Raw genomic sequence first — 26,856 nt, 5'->3', positions numbered from 1 at the left:
CGGCACTCCAGGACCGGACCGGATGCCCGGTAACAGCCGTTTATCCAGCTCCGGGCAGGTGTCCTGATCCACTTCACCGTTTTCCCCGGACGTCGCCTGGGTAGCTCCTGCACCGAAGGAGACAGGAGGCGCAGCATGGCCGAGCGGAGGCAGTACCACGTCGTCCCGGAGACCGACGGGTGGAAACTGGAAGACGATTCGGACGTCGTGGGACGTTACTGCACCAAGGAGAGCGCGATCGCCGCCGGTCGCGCGGCGGCCCGGGCGAACCGGCCGAGTCGGCTCGTCGTACACAAGTACTTCGGGCGGGTCGAGACGGAGCACTCGTACTCGCGCGGCCCGGTCACGCCCGCCGGATGAGCCGGGCCGGCCGACATCCGCTCCTCTCGACACGCCCGGCACGCCACGCCGAGACCGGGTTTTCCGCGAACCGGCCCAGGGAAGCAGGGCCCGGGGAGACCCCCTGATCCAGAAGGGGACCTCCGGAACGAAGGAGGTTCCGGCAATGGGACGACAGACCGTCGCGGCGGAACGGACCCGTGCCGGCAACGCCGCCGGCCCGGCGGGCGCACCACGGGTACGACGTTGGGTGCGGGACAACGGGCTGGCCGTGACGATGTTCGGCGCGTTCCTGCTCTTCCTGGCGTTGCAGAGCCTTTTCGGATGGCAGACCCACAACGAGGAGCTGGTCCAGGCGGGGGTGCGGGCGCAGAGCTATCTCGGCTATCTCGGCACCGGACACTTCGCCGAGGCGGTCTTCGAGAACTGGGAGTCCGAGTTCCTCCAGATGGGCGCGTACGTGCTGCTCACCGTCTATCTGGTGCAACGCGGGTCGGCCGAGTCCAGGCCCGAGCCGGACGAGGACCGGCCCGGTGACGACCCGGCCAGGGCGAAGTCGAACTCGCCCTGGCCGGTACGTGCCGGTGGCCTGGTGCTGGCGCTCTACCGCAACAGCCTCTCCATCGCGCTCTTCCTGCTCTTCGGCGCCTCCTTCGTGCTGCACCTGCTCGGCGGCACCGCCGAGTACAACGAGAAGCAGGCGTTGGAGACCGGCGCGCCGCCGGTGACCGCGTGGGAGTTCCTCGGCAGCAGCGACTTCTGGTTCCAGTCGATGCAGAACTGGCAGAGCGAGTTCCTCGCGGTCGGCACCCTGATCGTGCTCAGCGTCTTCCTGCGCCAGCACGGGTCGCCGGAGTCGAAGCCGGTGAACACCCCGCAGCACGAGACCGGTGGCTGAGACCGACAGTCGGTCAGCCCGCCCGAGCGGCGCCCCGCCGGGCACGTGCCCTGGTGACGTACGGCAGCACGAACAGGTACAGGCCGGTGCCGAGGAGCAGGAAGAGCGGGAGCAGCGGCAGGTAGTACACCCAGGCGGCCGGCTCTGCCTGGCCCATGATCGCGACGGTGGCGGCGACGACGGTCACCGTGAACGCGACGGACAGCCAACGATGGGTCTGGCGGACCCACTTGTTCCAGCGCAACGCACACCTCCAGCAGCAGACGGTCTGTTCCGGCCCGGCGGGCCATGACGGTCACGCTATGTGCGGCTCCGCCGCCCCCGCTTCTCGATTCGTGACCGGTTCCCGGCCGGCCCGGAGGCAAGGCGACCGGTTCCCGCCCGGCTCGGAGGCGAGGACCCAGCCAAAAGCTTTTGTGTGGTTCCTACAAACCGGGCCGCATACTGTTCGGTGCCTACGACATGGCGCCGCCGGTCCGCAGGCAGAAAAGTGATCACAGCGGGGGCGATCGCCCCGTGGCGGGTTCGTCGTGGGTCTAACCGGAGGGGTCGGTCGGGTGTTCAGCCGTATCGCCATCGTCAACCGTGGTGAGGCCGCGATGCGGCTCATCCACGCGGTCCGGGAGCTGGCTGCGGAGACCGGGAGGCGGATCGAGACCGTCGCCCTCTACACCGACGTCGACCGTACCGCCACGTTCGTGCGGGAAGCGGACATCGCGTACGATCTCGGGCCGGCCGCCGCCCGGCCGTACCTCGACATGGCTGCGCTGGAACGCGCGCTCGTGCGGACCGGCGCCGACGCCGCGTGGGTCGGCTGGGGCTTCGTCGCCGAGGACCCGGCCTTCGCCGAGCTCTGCGAGAAGATCGGGGTCACCTTCGTCGGGCCGAGCCCGGACGCCATGCGCCAACTCGGCGACAAGATCGGCGCGAAGCTCCTCGCCGAGGAGGTCGGGGTGCCGGTCGCGCCGTGGAGCCGGGGCGCCGTCGAGACGCTGGACGCCGCGCTGGTGGCGGCCGCCGAGATCGGTTACCCGCTGATGTTGAAGGCGACCGCCGGTGGCGGTGGACGCGGCATCCGGGTGATCACCAACGACGCCGAGCTGGCCGACGCCTTCGAGCGGACCCGCCAGGAGGCGGCACGGGCCTTCGGCAGCGGCGTCGTCTTCCTGGAACGCCTGGTCACCGGCGCCCGACACGTCGAGGTCCAGGTGATCGCCGACGGCCAGGGCACCGCCTGGGCGCTCGGCGTCCGGGACTGTTCGGTGCAGCGGCGCAACCAGAAGGTGATCGAGGAGTCGGCGTCGCCGGTACTCGCTCCGGAGCAGGCGGCCGAGCTCAAGGCGTCGGCCGAGCGGCTCGCCGTCGCGGTCGGTTACCGGGGTGCGGCGACCGTCGAGTTCCTCTACCACCCCGGGGACCGGCTGTTCGCGTTCCTGGAGGTGAACACCCGGCTACAGGTCGAGCATCCGATCACCGAGGCCACCACCGGGTTCGACCTGGTCAAGGCACAGTTGCTGGTGGCCTCGGGCGGGCGGCTGGAAGGCCGGCCGCCGGTCGAGCGCGGGCACGCCGTCGAGGCCCGGCTCAACGCCGAGGACCCGGACCGCGACTTCGCGCCCTCCCCCGGCCGGATCGCCCGGCTGGACCTGCCAGCCGGGCCGGGCATCCGGGTGGACACCGGCGTCAGCGAGGGGGACACCATCCCCGCCGACTTCGACTCGATGATCGCCAAGGTCATCGCCTACGGCCGGGACCGTGCCGAGGCGCTCGGCAGGCTGCGCCGGGCGATGGCCGAGACCACTGTGGTGATCGAGGGCGGCGCGACGAACAAGAGCTTCGTGCTCGACCTGCTCGACCAGCCCGAGGTGGTCGACGCCAGCGCCGACACCGGCTGGATCGACCGGGTCCGCGGCGCGGGCCGGCTGGTCGCGCACCGGCACTCCGCCGTCGCGCTGGCGGCGTCGGCGATCGAGACGTACGAGGAGGAGGAGCGCGCCGAACGGCGGCGGCTGCTGGCCACGGCGGCCGGCGGGCGCCCGCAGGTGCAGCACGCCAGCGGCCGGCCGCTGGACCTCAAGTTGCGCGGGGTCGGCTACCGGCTGCGGGTGGCCCGGGTCGGGCCGCACCGGTTCCGGGTCGGCATCGAGACCGGTGCCGGGATCCGCACCGCCGACGTCGAACTCGACCGCTTCGACCGGCACAGCGGGCAGATCGTCGTCAACGGCAACCGGTACCGGCTGCTCACCGGCACGCACGGGCCGACCCACCTGGTCGAGGTGGACGGGGTGACGCACCGGGTCAGCCGGGACGAGGGCGGTGTGCTCCGCTCCCCCATGCCCGCACTGGTGGTCGCCACCCCGCTGCGGGTCGGTGCCGAGGTCGAGGCCGGCACGCCGGTGCTGGTGCTGGAAGCCATGAAGATGGAGACGGTGCTGCGGGCGCCGTTCAAGGCACGGCTGAAGGAGTGCGCCGTCTCGGTCGGCAGCCAGGTGCAGGCCGGCGCCCCGCTGCTGCGGCTGGAGCCGCTCGGCGACGCCACCGACGACGGCCCGGCCGACGCCCCCGTCGAGCTGGACCTGCCGGCCGCCCCCGACGAGGTCCCGGCGGAGCAGCGCGTCCGGCGCGGCCAGGAGGACCTGCGCGGCCTGCTGCTCGGCTTCGACGTCGACCCGCACGACGACCGCCGGGTACTCGACGACTACCTCGCCATCCGGCGGATGGCCGTCGAGGCCGGGCACCGGCCGCTGGTCGCCGAACTCGACCTCGTCGACGTCTTCGCCAACCTCGCCGAGCTGAGCCGCAACCGGCCCGGCGGCGAGGACGGCGGCGGCGAGGCGCACGTGCACAGCGCCCGCGAGTACTTCCACACCTACCTGCAGAGCCTCGACGTCGAGCGGGCCGGGCTGCCGGACGCGTTCCAGGCCAAGCTCGCCCGCGCGCTCGGGCACTACGGCGTCACCGAACTGGACCGTTCGCCGGATCTCGAAGCCGCGGTGTTCCGGATCTTCCTCGCCCAGCAGCGTGCCGCCGCCGACGCCACGGTCGTCGCTGCGCTGCTGCGCGCCTGGCTGCGGGAGCCGCCGCCGGACGAGAGCCTGCGCGAGCCGGCCGGTCTCGCCCTGGAGCGGCTGATCGCCGCGACACAGGTCCGCTTCCCGGTGGTCGCCGACCTCGCCCGGGGCGTGGTCTTCGGCTGGTTCGCCCAGCCGTTGCTGCGGCGCAACCGGGCCCGGGTCTACGCCCGGGTCCGCGCCCACCTGCGGCACCTGGACGCCCGGCCGGACGCACCGGACCGGGCCGAGCGGATCGCCGAGATGGTGCGCAGCACCGAGCCGCTGGTCCGGCTGCTCGGCCAGCGACTCGTCCGCGACCACCTCGACAACGCGGTCATGCTGGAGGTGCTCAGCCGGCGGTACTACGGCAACAAGGGGCTGACCGGCGTGGCCACCCGGCAGGCCGCGGGCTGCACCTTCGTGGTCGCGCAGCGCGCCGACTCCCGGCTGGTCTCCGCCGCCGTACGCTTCGACGCGCTCGGCGGCGCCCTGCGCGGCCTCGCCGAGCTGGCCGGCGGCGGGGACGCCGTCGACGCCGACGTCTACCTCGGCTGGGAGAACCAGCCGGAGGACTTCGACGAGATGGCGAACGCGCTGCTGGAGGTGATCAACGCGTATCCGCTGCCGGCGCAGGTCCGTCGGCTGACCACCACCGTCGCGGGTCGCGGCGGTGCGGTGATGCACCACCACTTCACGTTCCGACCCGTCAGCACCGGGACGACGGACGGGCGACCGGCCGGGACGGACGAGGCAGTGCCGACCCGGATGGCCGAGGCAGTGCCGACCCGGATGGCCGAGGAGCGGCTGATCCGGGGGCTGCACCCGTACATCGCGCAGCGGATGCAGATCGAGCGGCTGCGCGAGTTCGACCTGACCCGGCTGCCGTCGGCGGACGAGGAGGTCTACCTCTTCCAGGGGGTGGCCCGGGAGAACCCCTCCGACCAGCGCCTCGTCGCGTTCGCACAGGTGCGCGACCTGACCGAGCTGCGCGAGCAGGACGGCCGGCTGGTGGCGCTGCCGACCACCGAGGACACCGTCGCCGCCTGCCTCGACTCGATCCGCCGGGCACAGTCGCGCCGGCCGTCGAAGACCCGCTTCAACACCAACCGGATCGTGATCTACGTCTGGCCGCCGGTCGGCCTTACCCGGGAGGAGATGGAGATGATCGCCGGGCGGGTACGCCCGACGACCGCCGGGGCCGGGCTGGAGGAGATCCTCTTCATCGCCCGCCAGCGCGACCCCGGAACCGGCGCGCTGACAAAGGTCGGCGTACGGATCTCCTTCGACGTGACCGGCGGTGCCGAGCTGACCATCGGCGAGCCGCCGACCGAGCCGGTCGAGCCGCTCGACGACTACCGGCTGAAGGTGCTCCGGGCGAGCAGCCGCAACACGGTGTACCCGTACGAGCTGACCGGGCTGCTCGGCGACTTCGTCGAACACGACCTCGACGACGACCACACCCTGGTGCCCGTCGACCGACCGAAGGGGCGCAACAGTGCGGCGATCGTCGCCGGCCTGGTCAGCACCCCGACCGTCCGGCACCCGCAGGGCGTCACCCGGGTCGTGCTGCTCGGCGACCCCACCAAGTCGCTGGGCGCCCTGTCGGAGCCGGAGTGCCGCCGGGTGATCGCCGCGCTGGACCTGGCGGAGCGGCTGCGGGTGCCGCTGGAGTGGTACGCGCTCTCCGCCGGTGCCCGGATCTCCATGACGTCCGGCACCGAGAACATGGACTGGGTGGCGGCGGCGCTCAAGCGGATCGTCGAGTTCACCCAGGCCGGCGGTGAGATCAACATCGTGGTCGCCGGCATCAACGTCGGCGCGCAGCCGTACTGGAACGCCGAAGCGACCATGCTCATGCACACCAGGGGCATCCTGGTGATGACCCCCGAGTCGGCGATGGTGCTCACCGGCAAGCAGGCGCTGGACTTCTCCGGCGGGGTGTCCGCCGAGGACAACTTCGGAATCGGCGGCTACGACCGGGTGATGGGCCCGAACGGACAGGCGCAGTACTGGGCGCCGGACCTCGCCGCCGCCCGGGACCTGCTGATGGCGCACTACGACCACACGTACCTGGCGCCGGGCGAGGCGACGCCGCGCCGGGCGGCCAGCACCGACCCGGTCGACCGGGACATCCGGAACTTCCCGCACGCGGTGCCGGGCAGCGACTTCAGCACCGTCGGCGAGATCTTCTCCGCCGAGGCGAACCCGGACCGGAAGAAGCCGTTCGACATCCGGACGGTGATGCGGGCGCTTGCCGACCAGGACCAGCCGGTGCTGGAACGCTGGGCCGGGATGGCCGACGCGGAGACCGCGGTGGTGCAGGACGTCTACCTCGGCGGCATCCCGGTCTGCCTGCTCGGCATCGAGTCCCGGACGGTCCCCCGGCGCGGCTTCCCGCCCACCGACGGCCCGGACTCCTACACGGCGGGCACGCTCTTCCCGGCGTCGTCGAAGAAGGCCGCCCGGGCGATCAACGCGGCCAGCGGCAACCGTCCGCTGGTGGTGCTGGCGAACCTGTCGGGCTTCGACGGCTCCCCGGAGTCGATGCGCAAGCTGCAACTGGAGTACGGCGCCGAGATCGGCCGGGCCGTCGTCAACTTCCGTGGACCGATCGTGTTCTGCGTGATCTCCCGGTACCACGGCGGCGCGTTCGTGGTCTTCTCCAAGGCGCTGAACCCCGGGATGACCGTACTGGCGCTGGAGGGCTCGTTCGCCTCGGTGCTCGGCGGCGCCCCGGCGGCCGCCGCGGTCTTCGCCGGCGACGTCAACGCGCGCACCGCCGCCGACCCCCGGGTCCGCGACCTGGAGGCCCGGATGGCAGCCGCCTCCGGTGCCGACCGCGCGGCGCTGACCGCGGAACTCGACGAGCTACGCCTGACGGTACGGGCGGAGAAGCTCGGCGAGGTGGCCACGGAGTTCGACCGCGTGCACAACATCGCACGCGCCGTCGAGGTCGGCTCCGTCGACGCCGTCGTCCGGGCCGCCGAACTCCGCCCCCGGGTGATCGAGGCCATCGAGGCACGTCTGCGTCGACCGGACGGGGACGGGCAGCGCACCGACGCCAGCGCGGCACCGGCAACGGTCGGCTGAGGCTGAGCACGGGGCGCGGCCGGCGAGCGGTCGGCTGCGTCCCGGACGCGCGCTGCCAAGCTGCCGGTGCCGCGGATCGTCACGGTCTGCCTCCAACCTGCGCCCCGGGCGGGTCCGTCGGAAGGGCCGGTGCGCACCCCGGGCCGGGACCAAGGTCCCGGTCCGGGGACTGCGGCCGGTCAGGAGCAGACGGCGTGGTCGACGAAGGCGTCGACGGCGTCGTCGGGGTCACCCCGGAAGTCCGGTGTCAGCGCGACGGCGACCTGGCGGCGCCGGTCCTCGGTGGTGAACGACCAGGACTGGTAGGTCAGGGCGTCGCCGTCGTTGCCGTACACCCGGGTCCCGCACGGGGTGACCCGCCAGGTCAGTCCGAGGCCGTACCGTCCGTCCCCAATGCCCGGCGTGCGCATCTCGTCGAGCAGGTGACCGGGGAGCAGGTGCCCGCCGAGCAGCGCGGCGAAGAACCTGTTGAGGTCGCTCGCCGTGGAGATCAGGTCGCCGCCCGCGCCCAGCATCGACGGGTTCATCTCGGTGTAGTCGAGCAGCGGCGGCGGGCTGCCCTCCCCCACCGGCACGTAGCCGCGTGAGTGCGGCCCACGGATGTACGGCGACGTGCCCGGCAGCTCGGTTCTGGTCAGCCGCAGCGGCCGGATGATCCGGCGCCTGATCTCGTCGCCGTACGACTCGCCTGTCACCTTCTCGACGATCTGGCCGAGCAGCAGGTAGTTGGTGTTCGAGTACTCGAAGGTGCGACCGGGCGGCTCGAAGGCCGGCGGGTGGGCCACCGCCCGCGCGACGAGTTCGGCGGCGGTCCAGGTCCGCCACCGGTTCGCGAAGAACTCCGGTCGCGGCGGCATCGGCAGCGTCCGCCGCACGTCGTACAGCCCGCTGGTGTGGTCGAGCAGGTGGCGCACCGTGACCAGGTGACCGTCCGGGACGACCCCGGGCAGCCACTCCTCGACCGTGTCGTCCAGCCGCAACCGACCGTCGTCGACGAGTTGCAGCACGACGACGGCGACGAACGTCTTCGTGATGCTGCCGGCCCGGAACCGGCCGTGCGCCGGGACCGCCCGGGTCGTGCCCAGTTCGGCGACGCCGCTGGTGCCGCGCCACACGCCGTGCTCGTCACGTACCTCCGCCAGCACGCCCACCGCGCCGACCGCCACCACCTCGTCGAGCCGGCGCTGCGACTCGGCCCGGTCCGGCTGTTCGGGTGCGGCGGCGACCGCGACCGGCGCCGCGCCCACCGCCACCGCCGCCGTCGCCGCCACCAGCACCCGACGTACTCGCTTCATCCCCGACCTCCCGTGAGCAGTTCGTCAGGAAGGAGCCTTCCGGACCGGCTGGGGCGGACATATCCGGGAACGCCCTGGGTGTACCCCGGAAGGCCGGCTCAGGGTTCGCCGGACTTGACGGCCACGGCAGTCGCCCGTGGGCGGTCGCCGGGGTCGACGGCGCCGGGGTCGACGGCGCCGGGGTCAACGGCGCCGGGGTCAACGGCCGGGGTCGACCGAATCCGCCACGGACGACAGCAGGCCGGCGAGCGCGACCGGTTCGGTGACCATCGGCCAGTGTCCCGAGTCGATGTCGACAAGTTCCAGGTGCCTGACCCGGGCGAGTTCGGGCAGTTCACCGCCGTCGATCCAGCCGCGCGCCTGGGCCGGGGAGAACTCCGGGCAGACGAGTACGACCGGGACCTCGAACCGCCGCTCGTCATGCAGGTGTACCACGCCCCTGGCCACGTCCGCCGGGACCGGGATCGCCCGCGCGGCGAAGGCCCGCCGGGCCTCCTCGTCGAGGTCGGCCGAGTCCGGCCCTTCGAACGGACCCCAGCCGGGGAAGGGCATCACGCCGTCGGCCAGGTCGAAGAAGTCGGCGTAGCTGCCGCCGTCGGCGGCCGGGAAACCGCCGACGAGGACCACCTTGGCCACCTTCTCGGGTCGCGCGTCGGCGGCCAGCCAGGCAAGCGTGCAGGCGGCGGAGTGGCCCACCACCACCGGCATCCCGGCGGCCGCGTCGACGGCGGCGACGACCGCCGCCAGCTGGTCGTCGAGGGTGGCGGTGGTCGACCCGTCACCCTGGCCGGGCAGGGTGACCGGAACGGCACGGTGGCCGCGCGCCTCGACGGCTGGCACGACGTCGTCCCAGACGGATGCGTCCAGCCAGAGGCCGGCAACAAGCAGGATGTCCATGATCGGTTCTCTCTTCTCAGCGCGCTCGGGTCGCGTCCGGTGCCGAGGACACCGTAGGACCGGTTCCGGACGATCTACGTCCGGTTTCCGTCGACGACCGCCTAGTCTTGCCCCGATGCCGAGCGATACAAGTCCGACCGCACGCGCGTTGCGCGCGATGGAGATCCTCCAGGCCCGGCCCGGCGCGACCGCCGGGGAACTCGCCGAGGGGCTCGGGGTCACCGAGCGGGCCGCCCGCCGGTACGTCAAGATCCTCCGCGAGGCAGGCATTCCGGTCGAGTCGACCCGGGGGCCGTACGGCGGTTACCGGCTCGGGCGCGGCACCCGACTGCCTCCGGTCGTCTTCACCGAGCCCGAGGCGATCGGGCTGGTCATGGCGGTGCTCGACAGCCAGCCGACCGCCGTGCACGTCGACGACCTGGTCGGCTCGGCCCTGCACAAGGTCATCCGGGCCCTGCCGGGAAGTGTCGGGCGCCAGGCGGCGGCGCTGCGCGAGTACGCCTCGGCGGCCCCCGACCGGTCTTCGGCCCGGCCCGATCCGAGCCTGGCCAGCGCCCTCGTCGCCGCCGTCGCCGGCCGTCGCCGGGTGCTGTTGACCTATCGGAGCGGGTCCGGCAACGAGTGGGAGGGCGAGGTCGACCCGTGGGCGGTCGTTGTCCGGCACGGCCGCTGGTACCTGTTGTGCCACTCGCACCACGCCGACGCGATCCGCACCTACCGTCTCGACCGGGTCCGTGCCGTCCGGCAGACCACGCACCGGTTCGTGCCTCCCGAGGACCTCGACCCGGTGGCGACGCTGGAGGAGAACCTGGGCAGCGGGTGGGAGTTCCCCACCCGGGTGGTGTTCGACGCGCCGCCGACCGAGGTGGCCCGCTGGGTCCGGCCGCCGATGGGACGCCTCGAACCACTCGGCGACGGGTGCGTGCTCCTCGGCAGCACCAGCAACCCGGCGATGTACGCCCAGGAGTGGCTGGCCACCTTACCGTTCGCCTTCCGCGTCGACGGCGGGCCCGAACTCCGGGCCGCGGTCGCGGCGGTGGGGGCACGGTTCACCGCCGCCCTCGTCGGCGAGCCGTGACAGCATGCCGTGGCCCGGCGAGCCGTTACGGCGCGCCGGGCCCCGACCGACGGATCAGCAGTACAGGTTGGCTCCCGCCGGCACGCCGAGGATGCCGACGAACTGCTGGTACCTACTGACGCGGCTCTGCACCTGCCCGGGGTTGCCCCCGTTGCACTCGATCGAGCCGTTGATGCTGCGGATGGTCTCGCCGAAGCCGGCGCCGTTGACCATCGCGTTGTGCGCCGTCATCCGGCCCGGTCCGTTCTGGGTCATCCAGTACCAGATGGCGGTCTTCCAGGCGACCGCGGCGTCGTTCTGCACCAGCCACGGATTGGTCAGCAGGGGCAGCCCGAGGGCGTTCCCGGCGGCGTTGTAGTTGAAGTTCCAGCTGAGCTGGATCGGCCCGCGCCCGTAGTAGGCGGCCTGCCCGGCGGGGCAGCCGTACGGCTGGCCGGCGTCGCAGTAGTGCGGGTAGTTGGCGGTGTTCTGCTCCACGATGTGCACGAGCCCGCCGGTCTCGTGGTGCACGTTCGCCAGGAAGGCCGCCGCCTCCTGACGCTGGACGGTGCCGCTGCCGGTCCTGCTGAAGGCCGGGTAGGCGCTGAGCGCGGCGACCAGGCCGGAGTAGGTGTAGAAGGAGTTGCGGCCCGGGAACATCTGGCCGAACTGTGCCTCGCTGACCACGAAGTTGCCGGGGTTGGTCGGCGGCGGTGTGCTGCCGCCGCAGGCGCCGAGGTCCTGCCACACTCCAGAGGTGCCCGGCGGGGCCTCGTTCTGGGTCCACCACTTCGCCTGGTAGTTGCGGCCGTTGCGGGAGGCCTGGTCGCCTCCCCAGTAGACGACCGAGGACTGCCACGGCGTCACGCAGGCCGCCGCCGATGCCGGGGTCGACGGGACGACCGCGACGAGTCCGGCGGCGACCACCAGCGCCGTGAGCGCGACCAGGGCGCGCAGTCTCGACATGGCCACTCCTTCCTGGGTACCTGCGGCCGACGGTGGCCGCACATCGATGGAGATGACCGTAACACGATCTGTTTGGAAACTTTACTAATCTTTTCGAGCGGCGGAGCCGGACCCATCCGAGCAGCTCAGGGCACCGGCACCTTCGGGTGAGTTGGATCATCGCGACTAGCCAGGAGCGGGAACTTTACTTAGCCTTACCTAACTGCCGAGCCGTTCAGGTTCGGACGATCCCGAGAGAACGGAAACCCCCACCATGCGCGCATGGCGTCCGGTCCTGGCCGTGACCGCGTTGAGCGTCGTGCTCGCCGGCTGCGACAGCGCCGCCGGCACCACCGGCAGCACCGCCACCGGCGGTCCCTGGTCCTTCACCGACGGCTCCGGCCAGGTGGTGAAGGCAGACCAGACCCCCACCCGGATCATCGCGCACGCCGGTGAGGCGGCCGCGCTGATGTCGTTCGGCATCAAGCCCGTCGGCATCTACGCCGACGAGGCCGTCAAGACCGATCCCAACCTGCGCAACCTCGACCTGAGCGGGATCGAGATCCTCGGCGAGGAATGGGGCAAGATCGACGTCGAGAAGGCCGCCGCGCTGCGCCCGGACCTCGTCGTCGGCGACTGGTGGCCGGCCGAGAAGGCACACAGCGGCATGGAGGAGGGCGTCGACGAGAAGAGCAAGAAGCTCGCCGAACTCGCCCCGGTCGTCGGAATCGCCCAGGGCAGGTCGATCGTCGCCCTGGCCGAGGGGTACGAGGACCTTGCCGAGAGCCTCGGCGCCGACGTGGACAAGCCGGAGATCGCGGCGCACAAGAAGCGCTTCGAGGAGGCGGTCACCGCCTTCAAGGCCGCCACGGCCGGCAAGCCGGGCCTGACCGTCGCGGCGATGTCCCCCTCCGACGACAAGGTGTACGTCGCCAACCCCGAGTACGCCCCCGAACTGCTGGACCTGCAGAGCTGGGGACTGAAGGTGATCAACCCGGGCAGTCCCGACCCCGGCTTCCCGTACTGGGAGAACCTGAGCTGGGAGAACGCGGACAAGTACCAACCGGACCTGATCCTCTGGGACGGCCGCTCCTACACCCCGACCGCCAACGCCGAGTGGAGCAAGAAGCAGCCGACCTGGTTCAAGGTCAAGGCGGCCAGGGCCGGTGCGACCGTGTCGTGGCCGGCGTTCTGGCTGCACACGTACGGCGACTTCGCCACCGAGCTGGACAAGCTCACCGAGGCGGTCAAGGCCGCGGATCCGAATGTCGGCGACTAGCCTGCACCCGACCCGGGCACCGGGGCGCGGCGGGCGACGGGCTCCCGCACTGGGGTCCGGGCTCGCCGCGCTCTGCCTGGTACTCGCCGTCGTCGCGTTCCTGAGCGTGACGATGGGCTCGCGCTCCATCGGGTTGACCGAGGTGCTGCGCGCGCTCGGCAACCTCGGCGACGACGGGTCGATCACCAGCACCGTCACGCTGGAACTGCGGGTCCCGCGTACCCTGCTCGGCATCCTGGTCGGCGCCGCGCTCGGCGTCGCCGGGGCGATCCTGCAGGGCGTCACCCGCAACCCGCTGGCCGACGCCGGGATCATGGGCGTCAACTCCGGCGCCGCCGTCCTGGTCGTCTTCGCCGTCACGGTGCTCGGGGTACGCGGCGTCGGCCTCTACGTCTGGTTCGCCTTCGCCGGAGCGATCGGGGCACTCGTCCTGGTGTACGCGATCGCGTCACTGGGCCGGGAGGGTGCCACGCCGGTCAAGCTCGCCCTGGCCGGCGCGGCGGTCACCGCCGGTCTCGTCTCGGTCACCACCGGGATCGTGATGACGAACGTGGACGCCTTCAACGAGCTGCGTTTCTGGCAGGTCGGCTCGCTCGCCGGCCGGTACACCCCGATCCTGACCGGGGTGGCGCCGTTCCTGCTGCTCGGCCTGGCCGCGTCACTCGGCTTCGGGCGGGCCCTCAACGGCCTCGCCCTCGGCGAGGACACCGCCCGCGGCCTCGGCCAGCACGTCACCCGGACCCGGGCCGCCGCCTTCGCCGTGGTGGCGGTACTCGCCGGCGCGGCCACCGCCGCCTGCGGCCCGATCGTCTTCGTCGGCCTGGTCGTACCACACGCCGCCCGGCTGGTCTGCGGCCCCGACTACCGCTGGATCCTGCCGTACTCGATGGTGCTGGCACCGATCGTGCTGCTCCTCGCCGACGTGCTCGGCCGGGTGGTCGCCGCTCCCGACGAACTCCAGGTCGGGGTGGTGCTCGGGGTGCTGGGCGCCCCCGCGTTCGTGGCGATCGTCCGCTACGGCCGGCTCTCGGAGGTGTGAGCGGATGACGACAACCATCCCGACCGACATCCCGACCGTCGCCGCGACCGGCACCGCGGCCAGCGCACTGCGCGGCACCCGACGTCGACGCAACGTCCGGTCGGCGGCCGTGACCTGCGCGCTGGCCGTGGCCGTGGTCGCCCTCCTCGTCCTCACCATGATGGTGGGCAGCTTCCGGATCGGTGCCGGCGAGGTCGTCGCCTCAGTCCTGCACCTGCGGGACAACCCGAGCGTGGACTTCGTGGTGCGCGGTTTGCGGTTGCCGACCGCCGCCTCCGCGCTCACCGTCGGCCTCGCCCTCGGCGCCTCCGGGACCATCTTCCAGCAACTGCTGCGCAACCCGCTCGCCTCACCTGACTTCGTCGGCATCACCTCCGGAGCCGGCCTCGCCGCCGCCACCGGGATCGTGCTGCTCCAGGGCGGCGGGCTGGTGGTCAGCGGGATGGCGCTGGGCGGGGCGCTCCTGGCCGGCCTGCTCATGTACCTGCTGGCCTGGCGGGACGGTGTCACCGGCTACCGCTTCATCCTGATCGGCATCGGTGCGTCGGTCTTCTTCGACGGCCTGATCGGCTTCGTGCTCAGTCGGGCCCAGCTCTTCGAGGCCCGCCAGGCGATGCACTGGCTGACCGGTTCGGTCGGGCAGGCGAGCACCGCCGAACTGCGGCTGCTCGCCGGCGCCCTGCTGGTCCTGCTTCCCGCCGCGGTACTGCTCCAGCGACCACTGCGGGCGCTCGAACTCGGCGACGACGCCGCCCGTACCCTGGGCATCCGGCCCGACCTCAGCCGGGCCGGCCTGCTCGGCACCGCCATCGTGCTGGTCGCCCTGGCGGTCTCGGTCGCCGGCCCGATCGCCTTCGTGGCGCTTGTCGCCGGCCCGATCGCCAACCGCCTGCTCGGCCCGGCGACCGGTGGGATCCTGCCGGCCGCGCTGGTCGGCTCCGCGCTGTTGCTCACCGCCGACCTCGTCGCCGTGCACCTGCTGCCCACACCACTGCCCACCGGCGTGGTGACCGGCGCGGTCGGTGCGCCCTATCTGCTGTGGCTGCTCGCCACCGCCAACCGGCAAGGAGTGGGTGGATGACCCGACTGCGCGCCGAGGGCCTGACCCTCGGCTACGACGACCGGACCGTCGTCGCGGACCTCGACGTCGCGGTGCTCGACGGCCGGATCACCGCGATCGTCGGCGCGAACGCCTGTGGCAAGTCCACCCTGCTGCGCGGCCTGGCCCGGCTGCTGCCGGCCCGCGGCGGCGCCGTCTACCTCGACGGCCGCGCCGTCGCCGACCTGCGCACCCTCGACGTGGCGAAGGTGCTCGGGCTGCTCCCGCAGACACCGGTCGCTCCCGACGGCATCACCGTGGCCGACCTCGTCTCGCGGGGCCGCTACCCGCACCAGGGCTGGTTCCGGCGCTGGACCGGACGCGACCACGAGGCGGTCGCCCGGGCCCTCGACGCCACCGGCACCGCCGACCTGATCGACCGCCCGATCCGGGACCTCTCCGGGGGCCAGCGGCAGCGGGTCTGGGTCGCCATGGCGCTGGCCCAGGAGACCGACCTGCTGCTGCTCGACGAGCCGACCACCTATCTCGACATCAACCACCAGGTCGAACTGCTACGCCTGCTCCGCAAACTGAACGCCGAGTCCGGCAAGACGATCGTGGTCGTACTGCACGACCTCAACCTCGCCTGCCGGTTCTGTGACCACGTCATCGCGATGTCGGACGGCGCGATCGTCGCCGAGGGCGCCCCGGGCGACGTGGTCACCGCCGAACTGGTCGAGCAGGTCTTCGGGCTGGACTGCCTGGTGGTACCCGACCCGGTCGCCGGCACCCCGATGGTGGTACCCGGCTGACGACCGTGGGGCCGGCTGACGGCAGCGGGAGCCGGCTGACCCGGAGATCGTCGTGTGCTGCGGCTGCTGGTGGGCCGCCCGGCCCCGGGTCAGCGCCGGGTGGGTTGCACCGGGGCGCCGGTACGCAGCGACTCGACGACGGCCTCGGCCGCCGCCACGCCCCAGCACGCCTCCTGCACCGGCATCACGTCCGGCTCGCGCCGGCCGGTGAAGACCGCCAGGGCGTACCCCACCTCGCGGCGCAGCGCCCCGCCGACCACGCCGTCCTCCTCCGGCCAGAGCGACAGGTCGGGAACCTGCACACCGGTCGGGGTCCACTCCACGAGCGCGTCGCTGACCAGTCGGGACCTGAGGATCCCGGCCAGGCCCAGCACCTCGACCTCGCCGACGATCGCGCCGTCCAGGGTCAGCGGGCCGTCGTCCAGGGTGCCGGGCGCGGTAGCCGGCACCAACCAGGCGGACTCCACGGTCGCGACCACCCCGTTGTCGAATTCGAGCAGCGCACTGACCACGCTCGGTGCCGCGTCGCCGGCCGCGCCGCTCTGCATCGCCACCACCCGGCGGACCGGGCCGCGGACGAACGAGATCGCCAGGTCGATGTCGTGGATGCAGGACTCCCAGACCGGGTGCACCCGGTCGCCGAAGCTCTCGAACCAGGCGCGGCTGAAGTCCCGGCGCAGCCGCAGCGCGCACGGCGTGCCGACGACGCCGCGCGCGATGCCGGCCCGCATCCGGGCCATCGGTGCGGTGAACCGGGAGATGTGGCCGGCCACCACCTGCCGCCGGTGCGCGGCGGCGGTGTCGGCGATCCGCCACGCGTCGGCGGCCGACAGGGCCAGCGGCTTCTCGACGAAGACATGACTGCCCGCCGTCAGGGCGGTCAGCGCCAGCCCGGCGTGCGACGCCTCGTCGGAGGCGATAACCACGACGTCCGGGCGGACCCGGTCGAGCAGTGACGTGAGATCGCTGTCGGTCTCCTCGACCCGGTGCGCCCCAGCCACCTCGGCGAGCCGGGCGCCGTCCGGGTCCACCAGGCCGACGATCCGGGCGCCGGCCTCGGCCCAGACCCGGGCGTGCAGGGCGCCGAACCGGCCCACTCCGGCGATGGCGACGGTCGGTCCGGTCATGGCTGTCTCCTTTCGGAAGGGCTCGTGAACGCGTCGAGAGTGGACGGTTCCTTCGCACCGTGTCCGGTCAACACCGCGACGACGCGCGACCGGGCGGGAACGGCTGAGGTGGGCGCAGCCGCCACGGCGGCGGAGGTGTGCAGGGCCGCCACGGCGGCGGAGGTGTGCAGGGCGGCCACGGCGGCGGCCGCGGCCGGCTCCACGAACAGCCCCCGGCGGGCCAGGGCGCGGCCGGCCCCGGCGATGGCCGGCTCGTCGACGGCGACGACCGCGCCGGCACTGTCCCGGACGGCGGCCAGGGTGAGCAGGCCCTCGTCGGAGTAGCCGCGCAGCGCGTCGGCGATGGCGGTCGCGGCGGTCGGCGCCACCGCGACCGGTTCGCGCAGCGACGACGCCCAGTCCGCCGCACCCCAGGCGCGGACCAGCGGCGCACACGCCTCGGCCTGCACCCCGACCATCCTGGGCAGGTCGGTCGTCAGACCCGCGTCCCGCAGGTCGGTGAAGCCGAGCCAGATGCCGCGCAGCAGTGGCCCCGCCCCGACCGGTACGACCACCGCCTCGGGTACGCCGCCGAGGTCGGCGACGAGTTCGGCCGCGATCGGGCGGTACGCCTCGGTCAGCAGCGGGTTCCGGTAGGTGGTGGTGACGTTGAGCCAGCCCTCCCGCTCGGCGCGGGTCGCGGCGGCGTACGCGTCGCTGTAGTGGCCGTCGACCAGTTCCACCTCGGCACCGTGCGCCTGAGCGGTCCGCAACTTGGTGCCCGCGTTCGAGCCGGTGGCGCAGAAGACCCGGCAGCGCAGTCCGGCCGCTGCCGCGTAGCCGGCGGCCGAGACGGCGGCGTTGCCGGTGGAGGCGAGCACCAGCCCGTCGAGTCCCAGGTCCAGCGCGACGGAGGCGGCCAGCGCCATCGCCCGGTCCTTGAAGGAGAGCGACGGGTTGAGCGACTCCAGCTTGACGTAGGCGTCGATCCCGTCGAGTCCGCCAGGAGGGGGCGCCGGCAGGGGCAGCAGGGGCGTGCCGCCCTCGCCGAGGGTGACGGCGTGTCCGGTCCGGGGCAGCATCCCGGCGTACCGCCACAGGCCCGTTCCCGGGATGGGCCGACAGTCGGCGGCGGAGGCCGGGGCCAGCTCCAGCACCAGCGGTGACCCGCAGGCCGGGCAGCGGTAGCCGGGATAGCCGGTCCGGTGCCGGCACCGGACACAGTCGACGGTGTAGTCCCTCACGGCGCCGCCGCCGGTACGGAATGTGGTGTCGCCGCCGCGGGGTGCTGTGTCGCCGTCGGCGCTGACGCCGAGGCAGACGAGGCCGCCGAAGCCGACGAGGCAGACGAGGCCGACGAGGCAGACGAGGCCGCCGAAGCCGACGAGGCCGCCGAGGCGGTGCGCCGACGAGGCGGTGCTGTCCGGCCGTCCGACCCGGCGTCCGGGTCGGCGGTGCCGCGGCTGACCGCGCCGCGCCAGCCGAGTTGGCCGGAGAGGTCCGCAGCGGCGTCCCGGACCTGCGGGCCGAGCCGGCCCGGCGCGTCCGCGTCGAACCGGGTCGCCGGGGCGGAGATGCTCAACCCGGCGACGACGTGCCCGGTGTGGTCGAAGACCGGGGCCGCGACGCAGCAGATGCCGAGTTCGCTCTCCTGGAGGTCCCGGGCGTAGCCGTCGGCGCGTACCCCGGCCAGCAGCGCGTCGAGGCCGGCCCGGTCCACCCGTTCGGCGGCGAGCCGCTGGTGCGCCTCGACCACCTCGTCGAGGACGTGCACCGGGGAGTACGCCAGCACGGCCCGCCCGATCGCGGTGCTGAGCGCCGGGTTGGTCTGGCCGACCCGGCTGTGCATCCGTACCCGGGACGGGCTGTCGATCTTCTCGATGTAGACGACGTGCACCAGGGCGAGTACGCCGAGGTGGCAGGTCTCGCCGGTGCGCGCCGAGAGCGGCCGCATCACCCCCAGCGCCTCCTGGCGCAGGTCGAGCCCGTCCAGATAGGAGCGGGCCAGCGTCATCGTGCCGGCGGCCAGCGCGTACCGGCCGTCGGCCGTCTCGCGCACCAGCGCGGTGCCGCGCAGCACCCCGAGCATCCGGTGCAGGGTGGTCGTCGGGATCTCCGTCGCCTTGACGAGTTCGGTGAGCGACGCGCCCGACGGACTCTCGGCGAGCGCCCGCAGCACCGCGACGGTCCGCTCGACCGCCCGCAGGCCGTCCGGCTTCCGCTCGTTGTTGGCCATCGTCATGCCCTCCGCTCGGCCTCGGTCCCCAGCGGACGCACCGACAGCATCCGCTGCGCCATAGCACGATAGACCTCGGCCGCGCCGTGCAACTGGTCGACGAGGACCCACTCGGCCAGGGAGTGTGCCTGGGCGATGTCCCCCGGGCCGCAGACCGCCGCCGGGGTGCCGGTGGCGGCGAGCAGCGCGGCGTCCGTCCAGAACTGCAACCCGACCGGTTCCGGGTCCGCCGCGACGGCGCAGAGCATCCGCAGGTACGGATCGTCGGGCGGGCAGTCGAGCGGGGCGTGCACGAAGGTCGCCGTACCGGCCATCTCCTCGACTGTCGCGTCCACCCGGGGATCCGCCCGGCGCAGTTCCGCGACTACCGCGCGCAGCTCGTCGAGTACCTCGTCGTGCCGTTCCGACGGCAGCCACCGCCGGTCGAGTTGCACGACACAGTTCGCCGGGACCATCGGCGGGCGGTCGCCGCCGGCCACCACTCCGACGTTCACGGTCGCCGGGCCGAGCAGCGGGTGGCGCCGCCGGTCGAGTACGGGCACCAGGTCCCGCTCGACCGCCGTGACGAACCGGGCCGCGTGGTAGACCGCGTTGACCCCGTCCTGCGGGACGCTGCCGTGCGTGGCGACCCCCCGGAACGTCGCCTGCGCCCACATCGCACCCTTGTGCGCCCGACCGACCCGCAGCATCGTCGGCTCGCCCACGATCGCGAAGTCGGCGCCGACACCGGCCTCGACCAGCGCCCGCATCCCTGGGCTGCCGTTCTCCTCCCCGGCCACCCCGGTCAGCAGCAGCTCGCCGTCGAACGTGACGTCCGGGGCGGCGAGCGCCTCGACGACCGCGACCATCGCCGCCAGCGCGCCCTTCATGTCGACGGCGCCCCGGCCCCAGAGCCGGCCGTCGGCGACCCTGGGCCGCAGCGCGTCCGGCATGCCGTACGGCGGCACGGTGTCCAGGTGTGCGTTGAGCATCAGCGTCGGGCCGGGCCGGGTCCCCCGCAACCGGGCGACCACGTTGGCCCGGTCGCCCTGCACCGGTTGCAGCTCGACGTCGGCGCCACAGCCGCGCAGCCGGTCGGCGAGGTAGTCGGCGACCGGACGCTCCTGCCCGGGAAGGTCCTGGTGGCCCTCGATCTCGATCAGCCGGACGGCCTCTGCCAGCACCGCCGACGGGTCGATCCGGCCGGTCATCGCCCGCTCCCGCCAGAGCCGCCGCCGGAGTCCACGCCAGGGTTCCCCCCAGAGTCACCTTCGGAGCCGCCGCCGGAGCCGCCGTCAGAGCCACCGCCGAAGCCGCCGTCAGAGCCACCGCCGAAGTCGCTGCCGGAGCCGCCGCCGGAGCCGCCGACAGAATCCCCGCCGCTGGGGAAGGTCGGGTCGCGGTGTAGTGCGGCGACGGCCGCCGAGGCGGCGGCGTAGCGCTCGCCGGCCCGCCGGTAGCCGGCCCGGTGCTCGTCCGGGACGGTCAGCGGCTCGCTGTCGTCGAGCACCGCGCAGGCGGCGGCGACGTCGGGCCACACCCCGGCGCCGATCCCGGCCAGCGCGACGGCGCCACGCGGCGAGGCGTCCTGGCGCAGCCGCCGCACCGGCGCGTCGAAGCCGGCGGCGAACGCCTCGCACCACACCTTCGACCGGGTCACCCCGCCGCCGACCCGGATCTCGGTCGCCGCGGGCCCCGCACCGGTCCCGGCACCGTCGAGGAGTTGCGACACGGCCGCCGCGCAGGCGTACGCGACGCCTTCCAGGGTCGCGCGGGCGACGTCGGCCGGGCCGTGTTCCGGCCCGACGCCGAGCAGTGCGGCCCGGACCGCCGGGTCGTGGATCGGGGCGCTGGCCCCGAGCAGGTACGGCAGGAAGGTCAGTCCGGCCGCTCCGGGGTCGCTGCCGGCGGCGAGCCGGTCCGCCGTACCGTCCGGAACCTGCCCGCCACCGGTGCCGAGCAGGTTCCGTTCGGCCCAGCGGATCGCCAGGCCGGCGGCGTACGAGGAGACCATGCCGAGGAAGCCCTCCTCGCCGGCCCGGGCGAAGACGAAACGGTCGACACCCGCCCGCGGCTCGGCCACCGGGCTGACGATCTGCGCGGCGGTGCCGACGTTGACGTAGACCCGGCCGTCGGCGACCGCCCCGGCACCGAGCGCCGCGCAGGAGACGTCGCCGGCGCCGGCCACCACCGGGGTACCGGCGGGCAACCCGGTCAGCTCCGCCGCCGCTGGCCGGACCTCGCCGACGAGCTCCGTCGAGCCCCGCACCGGGGGTGCCAGCCGCTCGTCGGCCCCGCAGGACGCCCATAGTCGGGGCTCCCACCGCCGCCGGACGACGTCGTAGAGCAGGGTCCCGGCGGCGTCGGTGGGATCGGTGCTCCAGTCGCCGGTGAGCCGGTGCCGCAGCACGTCCTTGGGCTGGACCAGCCGCACCGCCCGGCGTACCGCCTCGGGTTCGTGCCGGACCAGCCAGGCGAGCTTGGGTGCGCTGAACGCCTCCACCACCGGGTTGCCGGTCAGCTCGCCGAACAGGTCGCCCTGCTCGCGCAGCCGCCGCACCTCGTCGACGGCCCGGCGGTCCGCCCAGGTCAGCGCCGGGCGTACCGGCCGGTCCCGGTCGTCGAAGAGTGCGACGGCGTGCATGTGGCCGCTGAGCCCGACCGCGGCGACCGCGTCCGGGTCGACGCCGGCCAGCGCCTCCCGGAGCGTGCCGGCGGTCACCCGCCACCAGTCGGCCGGGTCCTGCTCGTGCCGCCCCGGTCGACCCGTGTCGGACGGATAGTCCCGGTAGCAGCGGGCCACGGTGCCGCCGGTCTCCGCGTCGACCACCACCACCTTCACCCCGGTGGTCCCCAGGTCGACGCCGACCAGCAGCGGCCCGCCCCGCACGGCGGCCGACGACCGCACGGTGCGGCCGGTCAACGGCTGCGCCGGGGAACGAAGCCGAACTCGGTCAGGAATTCGAGCGACTCCTCGGCGACCCGGTCGAAGTCGGCCAGCCCCACCCCGGCCGGCTCACCGACCCCGATGTTGCCGCCGACCTGCCAGCCCTCCCACTCGACGCTCACGTACCCGTCGAAGTTGATCTCCGCGAGCGCCTCGTACGTCTCCCGGAAGTCGACGAGCCCGCCGCCGAACCAGATGTGGTTGCAGTGCACGATCGTCGGCAGCCCCACCTCGTCCTTGATCTGCACGATGTCGATGTACGGCCCGAGCCGCTTGATCGCCTGCTTGACGTTCATGAACGGCTTGACCGCCACGTAGAACGCCCCGGTGTCCATCGTCATCCGCAGGTTGCTCGCGCCGACCTCGTCGAACATCCGCTCGATCAGCTCGACCCGGTTGAGGATGGTGCCCTGCAACAGCTCGATGCTGACGTTCAGCCCGAGCGTCGAGGCGTGCGCGGCCACCTCGGTGATCGCCTCGCGGCACTGCCGCCAGGCGTCCCTGCGGCGCAGCAGCACGTTCAGCGGCGGATCGTAGTAGCCGTCGCCGATGAGCGTGCAGACCGACTTCGCACCGAGTACGGCCGCCGCGTCCAGGGCCTTCTTGAACGACTCGATCCCCCGTTCCCGGTCGAACTCCCGGGGGCTGACGAAGGTGGTGTGGTGGCCGAGGTAGCCGATGTCGATGCCGACCCGTTCCGCCGTGGCGCGCACGTCCCGCAACTGCCTGTCGTACTCGGCCTTCGGCGCCTCCAGCAGCTTCGCGAAGATGAAGTCGACGCCGTCGTACCCGTACTTCGCGGTCTGCTCGACACACCAGGTGGCCGGCTTGTCCCCCCAGGAGTTCCAGGCCGGGCCGGCGGCCTCCAGCCGGCCCCAGGGCATGTTCGGCCAGACCTCGAAACTGATCTTCACCGGATCTCTCCCTTCGACGGTTTGCGAGAACTGCGGAGCTACAGGTGCGGGACGAGGTCGGACAGCCGGCGGGCCGACTCGCTGTTGTGCTCGGCGGCGCCGGGCATGTTGGCGCTCATGAACACCTCCGGCGTCTCGCCGCGCCGCAACTGGATGCCGAGCGCCTCGACGATGATCGCGTCGAGCAGGGCGAGCCCGACCACGCTCGACGACGGCCCGGCGGACGGCAGTCCGGGCCCCAGCTCGACGAGCGCGTCCCCGGGCGGGCAGTGGTTGTCGACCACCACGTCGGCGATGTCATGCAGCCTCGGGCCGGGCCGGGAGATCGCCGAGGCGTACCGGCGGGAGGTGATCGCGATCAGCGGCAGGCCGCGCGCCTTCGCGGCCTGGGCCACCTCGACCGGCAGCGGATTCGCCCCCGAGTTGGAGACGACGAGCAGGACGTCGCGGTCGCCGTCGAGCCGGTAGCCGGCCAGCACCGACTCGGCGTGGCCGTGCTCCCGTTCCAGCACCGTGCTGTGCACCGCGCCCTCGTGCAGCATGTGCGCCGGCTTGAGGATCGGGCAGACCCGCACCGCGCCGCCGGCCCGGTAGAACGCCTCCTCGCCGAAGATGTGCGAGTGTCCACTGCCGAAGACGTAGAAGAGGCCCTTGCCGGCGAAGGACCGGGCGACCAGTTCGGCGGCCCGCCGTACCGCCGGCAGTTCCTCGGCCAGGGCGCGACCCAGCACCTCCTGGACCCGGGCCGCGTACCCGGCGGCGGTCACCGTCTCCGCCGACCAGGTGGCGCGGTCGGCGGGGGCCGGGTTCCGGGGGCTCACTTGACCGCCCCCGTCGTCAGCCCGCCGACGAAGTAGCGGCCGGCGAAGAGGAACGGGACGATCGCCGGGATGACCGTGCAGACCGTGCCGGCCATCAGCAGCCCCCAGTTCACCGTGTACTGCCCCATGATCGCGCTGAGCCCGATCGGCAGGGTCTTGAGCTGGTCGCTGACGACGAGCTGCGAGGCGAAGACGAACTCGGTCCAGGAGAAAACGAAGGCGTAGACGGCGACCGTGGAGATGCCCGGGGCGAGCAGCGGCAGGACGATCCGCAGCATCATCCGGACCGGGCCGGCCCCGTCGACGGCGGCGGCCTCGTCGATGTCCCGGGGGATGGCGAAGAAGAAGCCGCGCAGCAGCCAGGTGCAGAACGGCGCGGTGAAGGCGACGTTCACGATCACCAGCGCGTTCCGGGTGTCGATCAGCTGCACCGCCGCGAACGCCTGGTAGAGCGGCACCAGCAGCAGGGTCCCGGGAATCATGTACGCCACCAGGATCAGCCCGGCCACCTTGTTGCCGCCCGGGATACGCAGCCGGTAGAGACCGTACGCCGCCGCGAACGACACCAGCACGGTGAAGAAGGCGGTGCAGAGCGCCACCACGAAACTGTTCGTGAGATAGCTCGGATAGTCGGTGGCGGTGAAGAGCTGCCGGAAGTTGTCCAGGGTCGGGTTGGTCGGGATCAGCGTCGGCGTCGTACGCAGGATCTCCTCGCGGTCCTTGAACGCGGAGACCGTGATCCAGTAGAGCGGGCCGAGCACGACGGCCGTGAGCACGACCCAGGTGACAAGGCTCGGCAGCCGCCCCCAGGAGAGCCGGGACGTCACGAGTCCTCCTTCGGCTTCGCCAGGCGGATGTAGAAGGCGGCGACGGCGGCCAGCAGGATGATGGTGATCACGCTGACGGCGGCGGCGTCGCTTGCCTGGAACTGGTTGAAGGCCTTGTTGTAGATGAAGACCGGTGCGGTGGTGGAGACGTCCGCCGGACCGCCCTTGGTGACCAGGTAGATCGAGTCGACGATGTTGAACGACCAGAGCGACCCGACCAGGCCGAGCGCGAAGAGCACCGGCTGGAGCAGCGGGAAGGTGATCCGCCAGAAGATCCGCCAGCTGTCGGCGCCGTCCACCCGGGCGGCCTCGTAGATCTCGCCGGGGATGGTCCGCAGCGCGCCGAAGATGACCACCGCGCCGAGCGGGAACCAGTGCCAGCTGTTCATCAGGATCAGCGCCGGCATCGCCAGGGCGCTGTCGCCGAACGGGCTGCCCAGCCCGTCGATGCCGACCGCGGCGGCGAGCTTCGGCACGATGCCGTAGTTGCTGTTGCCCAGCCACTGCCAGATGACCGCGACCGCGACGGTGGGGATCACCCAGGGGATGAGGACCCAGGTCCGGGAGGCCCGGGCCCAGCGCCCGGAGCGGCCGATCAGCAGCGCGGTGCCGAAGGCCATCAGCGTCTGCACCAGCAGGTTGCCGAACAGCCAGATCCCGGAGCGCCCGATCGCGGCCCAGAACGCGCCGTCACCGAACGCCTGGGTGTAGTTGGCCAGGCCGACGAAGTTCGAGTCGCTGCCGACCACGCCCTGGTCCTGGAGGCTGAGCAGCACCGTGTTCAGCAGGGGGTAGCCGATCACGCCGAGCATGACGAGCACGAGCGGCGCGACCAGGGCGTAGCCGAGCAGATGGCTGCGCCGGGGCCGGCGACGGCTGGTGCCCGCCGTCGCCGGCGTTCCGGTGGCCCGGGTACCGGGGAGGACCTCCCCGGTACCCGGTGCCGCGTGCCGGCTGCTCACTTGGCGACCGCCGCACGCATCTGCTCGTCACCCCACTTGACCGCCGCCTCCGGCGACTCGCCGCCGCTGTAGACCCGCTGGACGACCTGGGCCAGTACGTTCTGGCCGGAGATCTTGCCGACGGAGTCGACGTACTGGCCGTCGACGAAGCCGAACAGGGCGCCGGTCTTGGACTGTTCGAGCATGGCGTCGACGCAGCCGCGGTACTTCTGGATGACCTCGTGGCTGGTCCACGACTCGGCGGTGGCGCCGTCGTCGGTCAGCGGCAGGAACAGGCCCGGCTCGGCGTTGAGCAGGGTGCCGTAGTTCTCCGGCTCCAGGACGTACTTGAGGAACGCCTCCGCACCGGCGGCCTTGGCGTCGTCGCTGGACATCACCATGGCGGCGTTTGAGTAGTAGATGCTGCCCGGCGCTCCGCCGGACTCCGCCACCGGGATCGGCGCGCAGCCGAGGTCGCTGGCCGGCCGCCCGGACTCGGCCTCGAACGGGGCCAGGTACTGCCCCTTCTCGATCGCCATCGCCGCCGCGCCGCTGTTGAACGCCGCCTGTGGCTCGCCCCACGAGTAGTTGCCGCTGTCCGACGGCGACTGCTTGAGCAGGTCCCGGTAGAGGGTGACCGCCCGGACGGTCTCCGGGGTGTCGAACTTGACCTGACCGTCGGGGGTGAAGAAGTTCCCCGCCCCGTTGGTCAGCATCAGGCTGTAGAGCACCTGGTCGGTGGCGAGGTTCTTGCCGGCCGGCAGTGCGATGCCCTTCTGGTCGCCGGAGGTGAGCTTCTGCGCCGCCTCCAGCAGTTCGGCGGTGGTCTTCGGCGGTTCGGCGATGCCGGCGGCCTGCAACAGGTCCTTGCGGTACCAGAGCATCTGGACCATGCCGTAGAGCGGGACGGCCCAGTACTGGTCGTCGTCGCGGTACGGCGCCTTGGCCGCCTCGGCGAAGCCGTGCGTCCTGTCGAGTTCCTCCACCAGCGAGGTGACCGGCCGGACCGCGCCGAGCGGGCGGACGTAGGTGGTGAAGTCCGGGATTGTGAAGAGGATGTCGGGCTGCGTCTTCGACTGCACCGCGCCCGAAATCTTGGTGTAGATCTGGTTCCAGTCCTGGACCTGCGCCTGGACCTTGTATTCCGGATTCGTCGCGTTGTAGCCGTCGATCAGTTTCTGGAACTCCGCGACCCGGTTCGGTGGCTGCTCCATGTGCCACAGGATCAGCGTCTTGTCGTCGCCGGCCGGGCCACTCGACCCGCCGCAGGCGGCGACCGACAGGCCGGCCACCGCAGCCACGGCCGCGGCGGTCAGCCGCTTGAACTTCCCGTACCTCATGA

The 26,856-nt window shown here is 72.6% G+C and carries 22 protein-coding genes; 8 read left to right on the top strand and 14 right to left on the bottom strand.

Annotated features, from left to right (window positions below; translation table 11 throughout):
* Window positions 1–135 precede the first annotated feature (135 nt).
* Window positions 136–360, top strand: coding sequence for a DUF2188 domain-containing protein (locus ACN28A_RS29250; protein WP_421400499.1), 225 nt, complete (start codon window positions 136–138; stop codon window positions 358–360).
* Between the two features lie 145 nt (window positions 361–505).
* Window positions 506–1,237 (top strand): DUF6766 family protein, encoded by a 732-nt coding sequence (locus ACN28A_RS29245; RefSeq protein WP_421400497.1) that lies wholly within the window; start codon window positions 506–508, stop codon window positions 1,235–1,237.
* Window positions 1,238–1,250: 13 nt separating this feature from the next.
* On the opposite strand, the gene ACN28A_RS29240 is transcribed toward ACN28A_RS29245, so the two are convergent.
* Complete coding sequence (locus tag ACN28A_RS29240) at window positions 1,251–1,481, bottom strand: hypothetical protein (RefSeq protein ID WP_421400495.1); 231 nt, start codon at window positions 1,479–1,481, stop codon at window positions 1,251–1,253.
* 313 nt (window positions 1,482–1,794) lie between these two features.
* On the opposite strand from ACN28A_RS29240, the gene ACN28A_RS29235 reads away from it, so the two are divergent.
* Entirely contained in the window at window positions 1,795–7,380 is a 5,586-nt protein-coding gene (locus tag ACN28A_RS29235) for a carboxyl transferase domain-containing protein (protein ID WP_421400493.1), read from the top strand.
* A gap of 179 nt (window positions 7,381–7,559) precedes the next feature.
* Here ACN28A_RS29235 and ACN28A_RS29230 read toward each other — a convergent pair whose 3' ends face one another.
* Together ACN28A_RS29230 and ACN28A_RS29225 are read right to left on the bottom strand one after the other, a co-directional pair.
* Complete coding sequence (locus tag ACN28A_RS29230) at window positions 7,560–8,675, bottom strand: serine hydrolase domain-containing protein (RefSeq protein ID WP_421400491.1); 1,116 nt, start codon at window positions 8,673–8,675, stop codon at window positions 7,560–7,562.
* 198 nt (window positions 8,676–8,873) lie between these two features.
* Window positions 8,874–9,572 carry an alpha/beta fold hydrolase gene (locus tag ACN28A_RS29225; protein ID WP_421400488.1) on the bottom strand — a complete coding sequence of 233 codons (699 nt, stop codon included), beginning with the start codon at window positions 9,570–9,572 and terminating at the stop codon, window positions 8,874–8,876.
* 115 nt (window positions 9,573–9,687) lie between these two features.
* On the opposite strand from ACN28A_RS29225, the gene ACN28A_RS29220 reads away from it, so the two are divergent.
* Entirely contained in the window at window positions 9,688–10,650 is a 963-nt protein-coding gene (locus ACN28A_RS29220; RefSeq protein ID WP_421400485.1) for a helix-turn-helix transcriptional regulator, read from the top strand.
* 54 nt (window positions 10,651–10,704) lie between these two features.
* On the opposite strand, the gene ACN28A_RS29215 is transcribed toward ACN28A_RS29220, so the two are convergent.
* Window positions 10,705–11,595, bottom strand: coding sequence for a glycoside hydrolase family 19 protein (locus ACN28A_RS29215; protein ID WP_421400483.1), 891 nt, complete (start codon window positions 11,593–11,595; stop codon window positions 10,705–10,707).
* A gap of 280 nt (window positions 11,596–11,875) precedes the next feature.
* On the opposite strand from ACN28A_RS29215, the gene ACN28A_RS29210 reads away from it, so the two are divergent.
* The 4 genes from ACN28A_RS29210 to ACN28A_RS29195 are packed head-to-tail and all read left to right on the top strand — an operon-like array spanning window position 11,876 to window position 15,743.
* On the top strand, window positions 11,876–12,853 hold the full coding sequence (locus ACN28A_RS29210) for an ABC transporter substrate-binding protein (protein WP_421400480.1): 978 nt from the start codon (window positions 11,876–11,878) through the stop codon (window positions 12,851–12,853).
* On the top strand, window positions 12,840–13,892 hold the full coding sequence (locus tag ACN28A_RS29205) for a FecCD family ABC transporter permease (RefSeq protein ID WP_421400478.1): 1,053 nt from the start codon (window positions 12,840–12,842) through the stop codon (window positions 13,890–13,892). The genes ACN28A_RS29210 and ACN28A_RS29205 overlap by 14 nt, the downstream gene beginning before the upstream one ends.
* A 4-nt stretch (window positions 13,893–13,896) precedes the next feature.
* The gene (locus ACN28A_RS29200) at window positions 13,897–14,973 is read left to right on the top strand and encodes a FecCD family ABC transporter permease (protein ID WP_421400476.1); all 1,077 of its coding nucleotides are present in this window, start codon (window positions 13,897–13,899) and stop codon (window positions 14,971–14,973) included.
* On the top strand, window positions 14,970–15,743 hold the full coding sequence (locus ACN28A_RS29195) for an ABC transporter ATP-binding protein (protein ID WP_421400474.1): 774 nt from the start codon (window positions 14,970–14,972) through the stop codon (window positions 15,741–15,743). The genes ACN28A_RS29200 and ACN28A_RS29195 overlap by 4 nt, the downstream gene beginning before the upstream one ends.
* A gap of 89 nt (window positions 15,744–15,832) precedes the next feature.
* Here the strand turns inward: ACN28A_RS29195 and ACN28A_RS29190 are convergent, their stop codons facing one another.
* Genes ACN28A_RS29190 through ACN28A_RS29145 form a run of 10 tightly spaced genes read right to left on the bottom strand, consistent with a single transcriptional unit; the run spans window position 15,833 to window position 26,854 of the window.
* A complete protein-coding gene (locus ACN28A_RS29190; protein WP_421400472.1) occupies window positions 15,833–16,870 on the bottom strand; it encodes a Gfo/Idh/MocA family oxidoreductase in 1,038 nt (345 codons plus the stop codon).
* Entirely contained in the window at window positions 16,867–18,093 is a 1,227-nt protein-coding gene (locus tag ACN28A_RS29185) for a pyridoxal-phosphate dependent enzyme (RefSeq protein WP_421400470.1), read from the bottom strand. Before ACN28A_RS29185 ends, ACN28A_RS29190 begins: the two co-directional genes overlap by 4 nt.
* Entirely contained in the window at window positions 18,090–19,091 is a 1,002-nt protein-coding gene (locus ACN28A_RS29180; protein WP_421400467.1) for an IclR family transcriptional regulator, read from the bottom strand. The genes ACN28A_RS29185 and ACN28A_RS29180 overlap by 4 nt, the downstream gene beginning before the upstream one ends.
* The gene (locus tag ACN28A_RS29175; RefSeq protein WP_421400464.1) at window positions 19,088–20,275 is read right to left on the bottom strand and encodes a M20 family metallopeptidase; all 1,188 of its coding nucleotides are present in this window, start codon (window positions 20,273–20,275) and stop codon (window positions 19,088–19,090) included. The genes ACN28A_RS29180 and ACN28A_RS29175 overlap by 4 nt, the downstream gene beginning before the upstream one ends.
* On the bottom strand, window positions 20,272–21,987 hold the full coding sequence (locus tag ACN28A_RS29170; protein WP_421400462.1) for a xylulokinase: 1,716 nt from the start codon (window positions 21,985–21,987) through the stop codon (window positions 20,272–20,274). The genes ACN28A_RS29175 and ACN28A_RS29170 overlap by 4 nt, the downstream gene beginning before the upstream one ends.
* Window positions 21,984–22,925, bottom strand: a complete 942-nt coding sequence (locus ACN28A_RS29165; protein WP_421400460.1) for a sugar phosphate isomerase/epimerase family protein — start codon at window positions 22,923–22,925, stop codon at window positions 21,984–21,986. The genes ACN28A_RS29170 and ACN28A_RS29165 overlap by 4 nt, the downstream gene beginning before the upstream one ends.
* Window positions 22,926–22,963: 38 nt before the next feature.
* Window positions 22,964–23,746: a sugar isomerase domain-containing protein gene (locus ACN28A_RS29160; protein WP_421400459.1), complete on the bottom strand. Its 783-nt coding sequence runs from the start codon at window positions 23,744–23,746 to the stop codon at window positions 22,964–22,966.
* The gene (locus ACN28A_RS29155; protein ID WP_421400456.1) at window positions 23,743–24,573 is read right to left on the bottom strand and encodes a carbohydrate ABC transporter permease; all 831 of its coding nucleotides are present in this window, start codon (window positions 24,571–24,573) and stop codon (window positions 23,743–23,745) included. The genes ACN28A_RS29160 and ACN28A_RS29155 overlap by 4 nt, the downstream gene beginning before the upstream one ends.
* Complete coding sequence (locus tag ACN28A_RS29150) at window positions 24,570–25,535, bottom strand: carbohydrate ABC transporter permease (RefSeq protein WP_421400453.1); 966 nt, start codon at window positions 25,533–25,535, stop codon at window positions 24,570–24,572. Before ACN28A_RS29150 ends, ACN28A_RS29155 begins: the two co-directional genes overlap by 4 nt.
* Window positions 25,532–26,854 (bottom strand): ABC transporter substrate-binding protein, encoded by a 1,323-nt coding sequence (locus ACN28A_RS29145; protein WP_421400450.1) that lies wholly within the window; start codon window positions 26,852–26,854, stop codon window positions 25,532–25,534. The genes ACN28A_RS29150 and ACN28A_RS29145 overlap by 4 nt, the downstream gene beginning before the upstream one ends.
* Between the last annotated feature and the right edge of the window lie 2 nt (window positions 26,855–26,856).

Origin of the sequence: Plantactinospora sp. WMMB782 (genome assembly GCF_049179135.1) — a bacterium.
Taxonomy (GTDB): domain Bacteria; phylum Actinomycetota; class Actinomycetes; order Mycobacteriales; family Micromonosporaceae; genus Plantactinospora.
The sequence above is the reverse complement of the archived record's forward strand: the minus strand, read 5'-3'. Positions and strand labels throughout refer to the sequence as shown.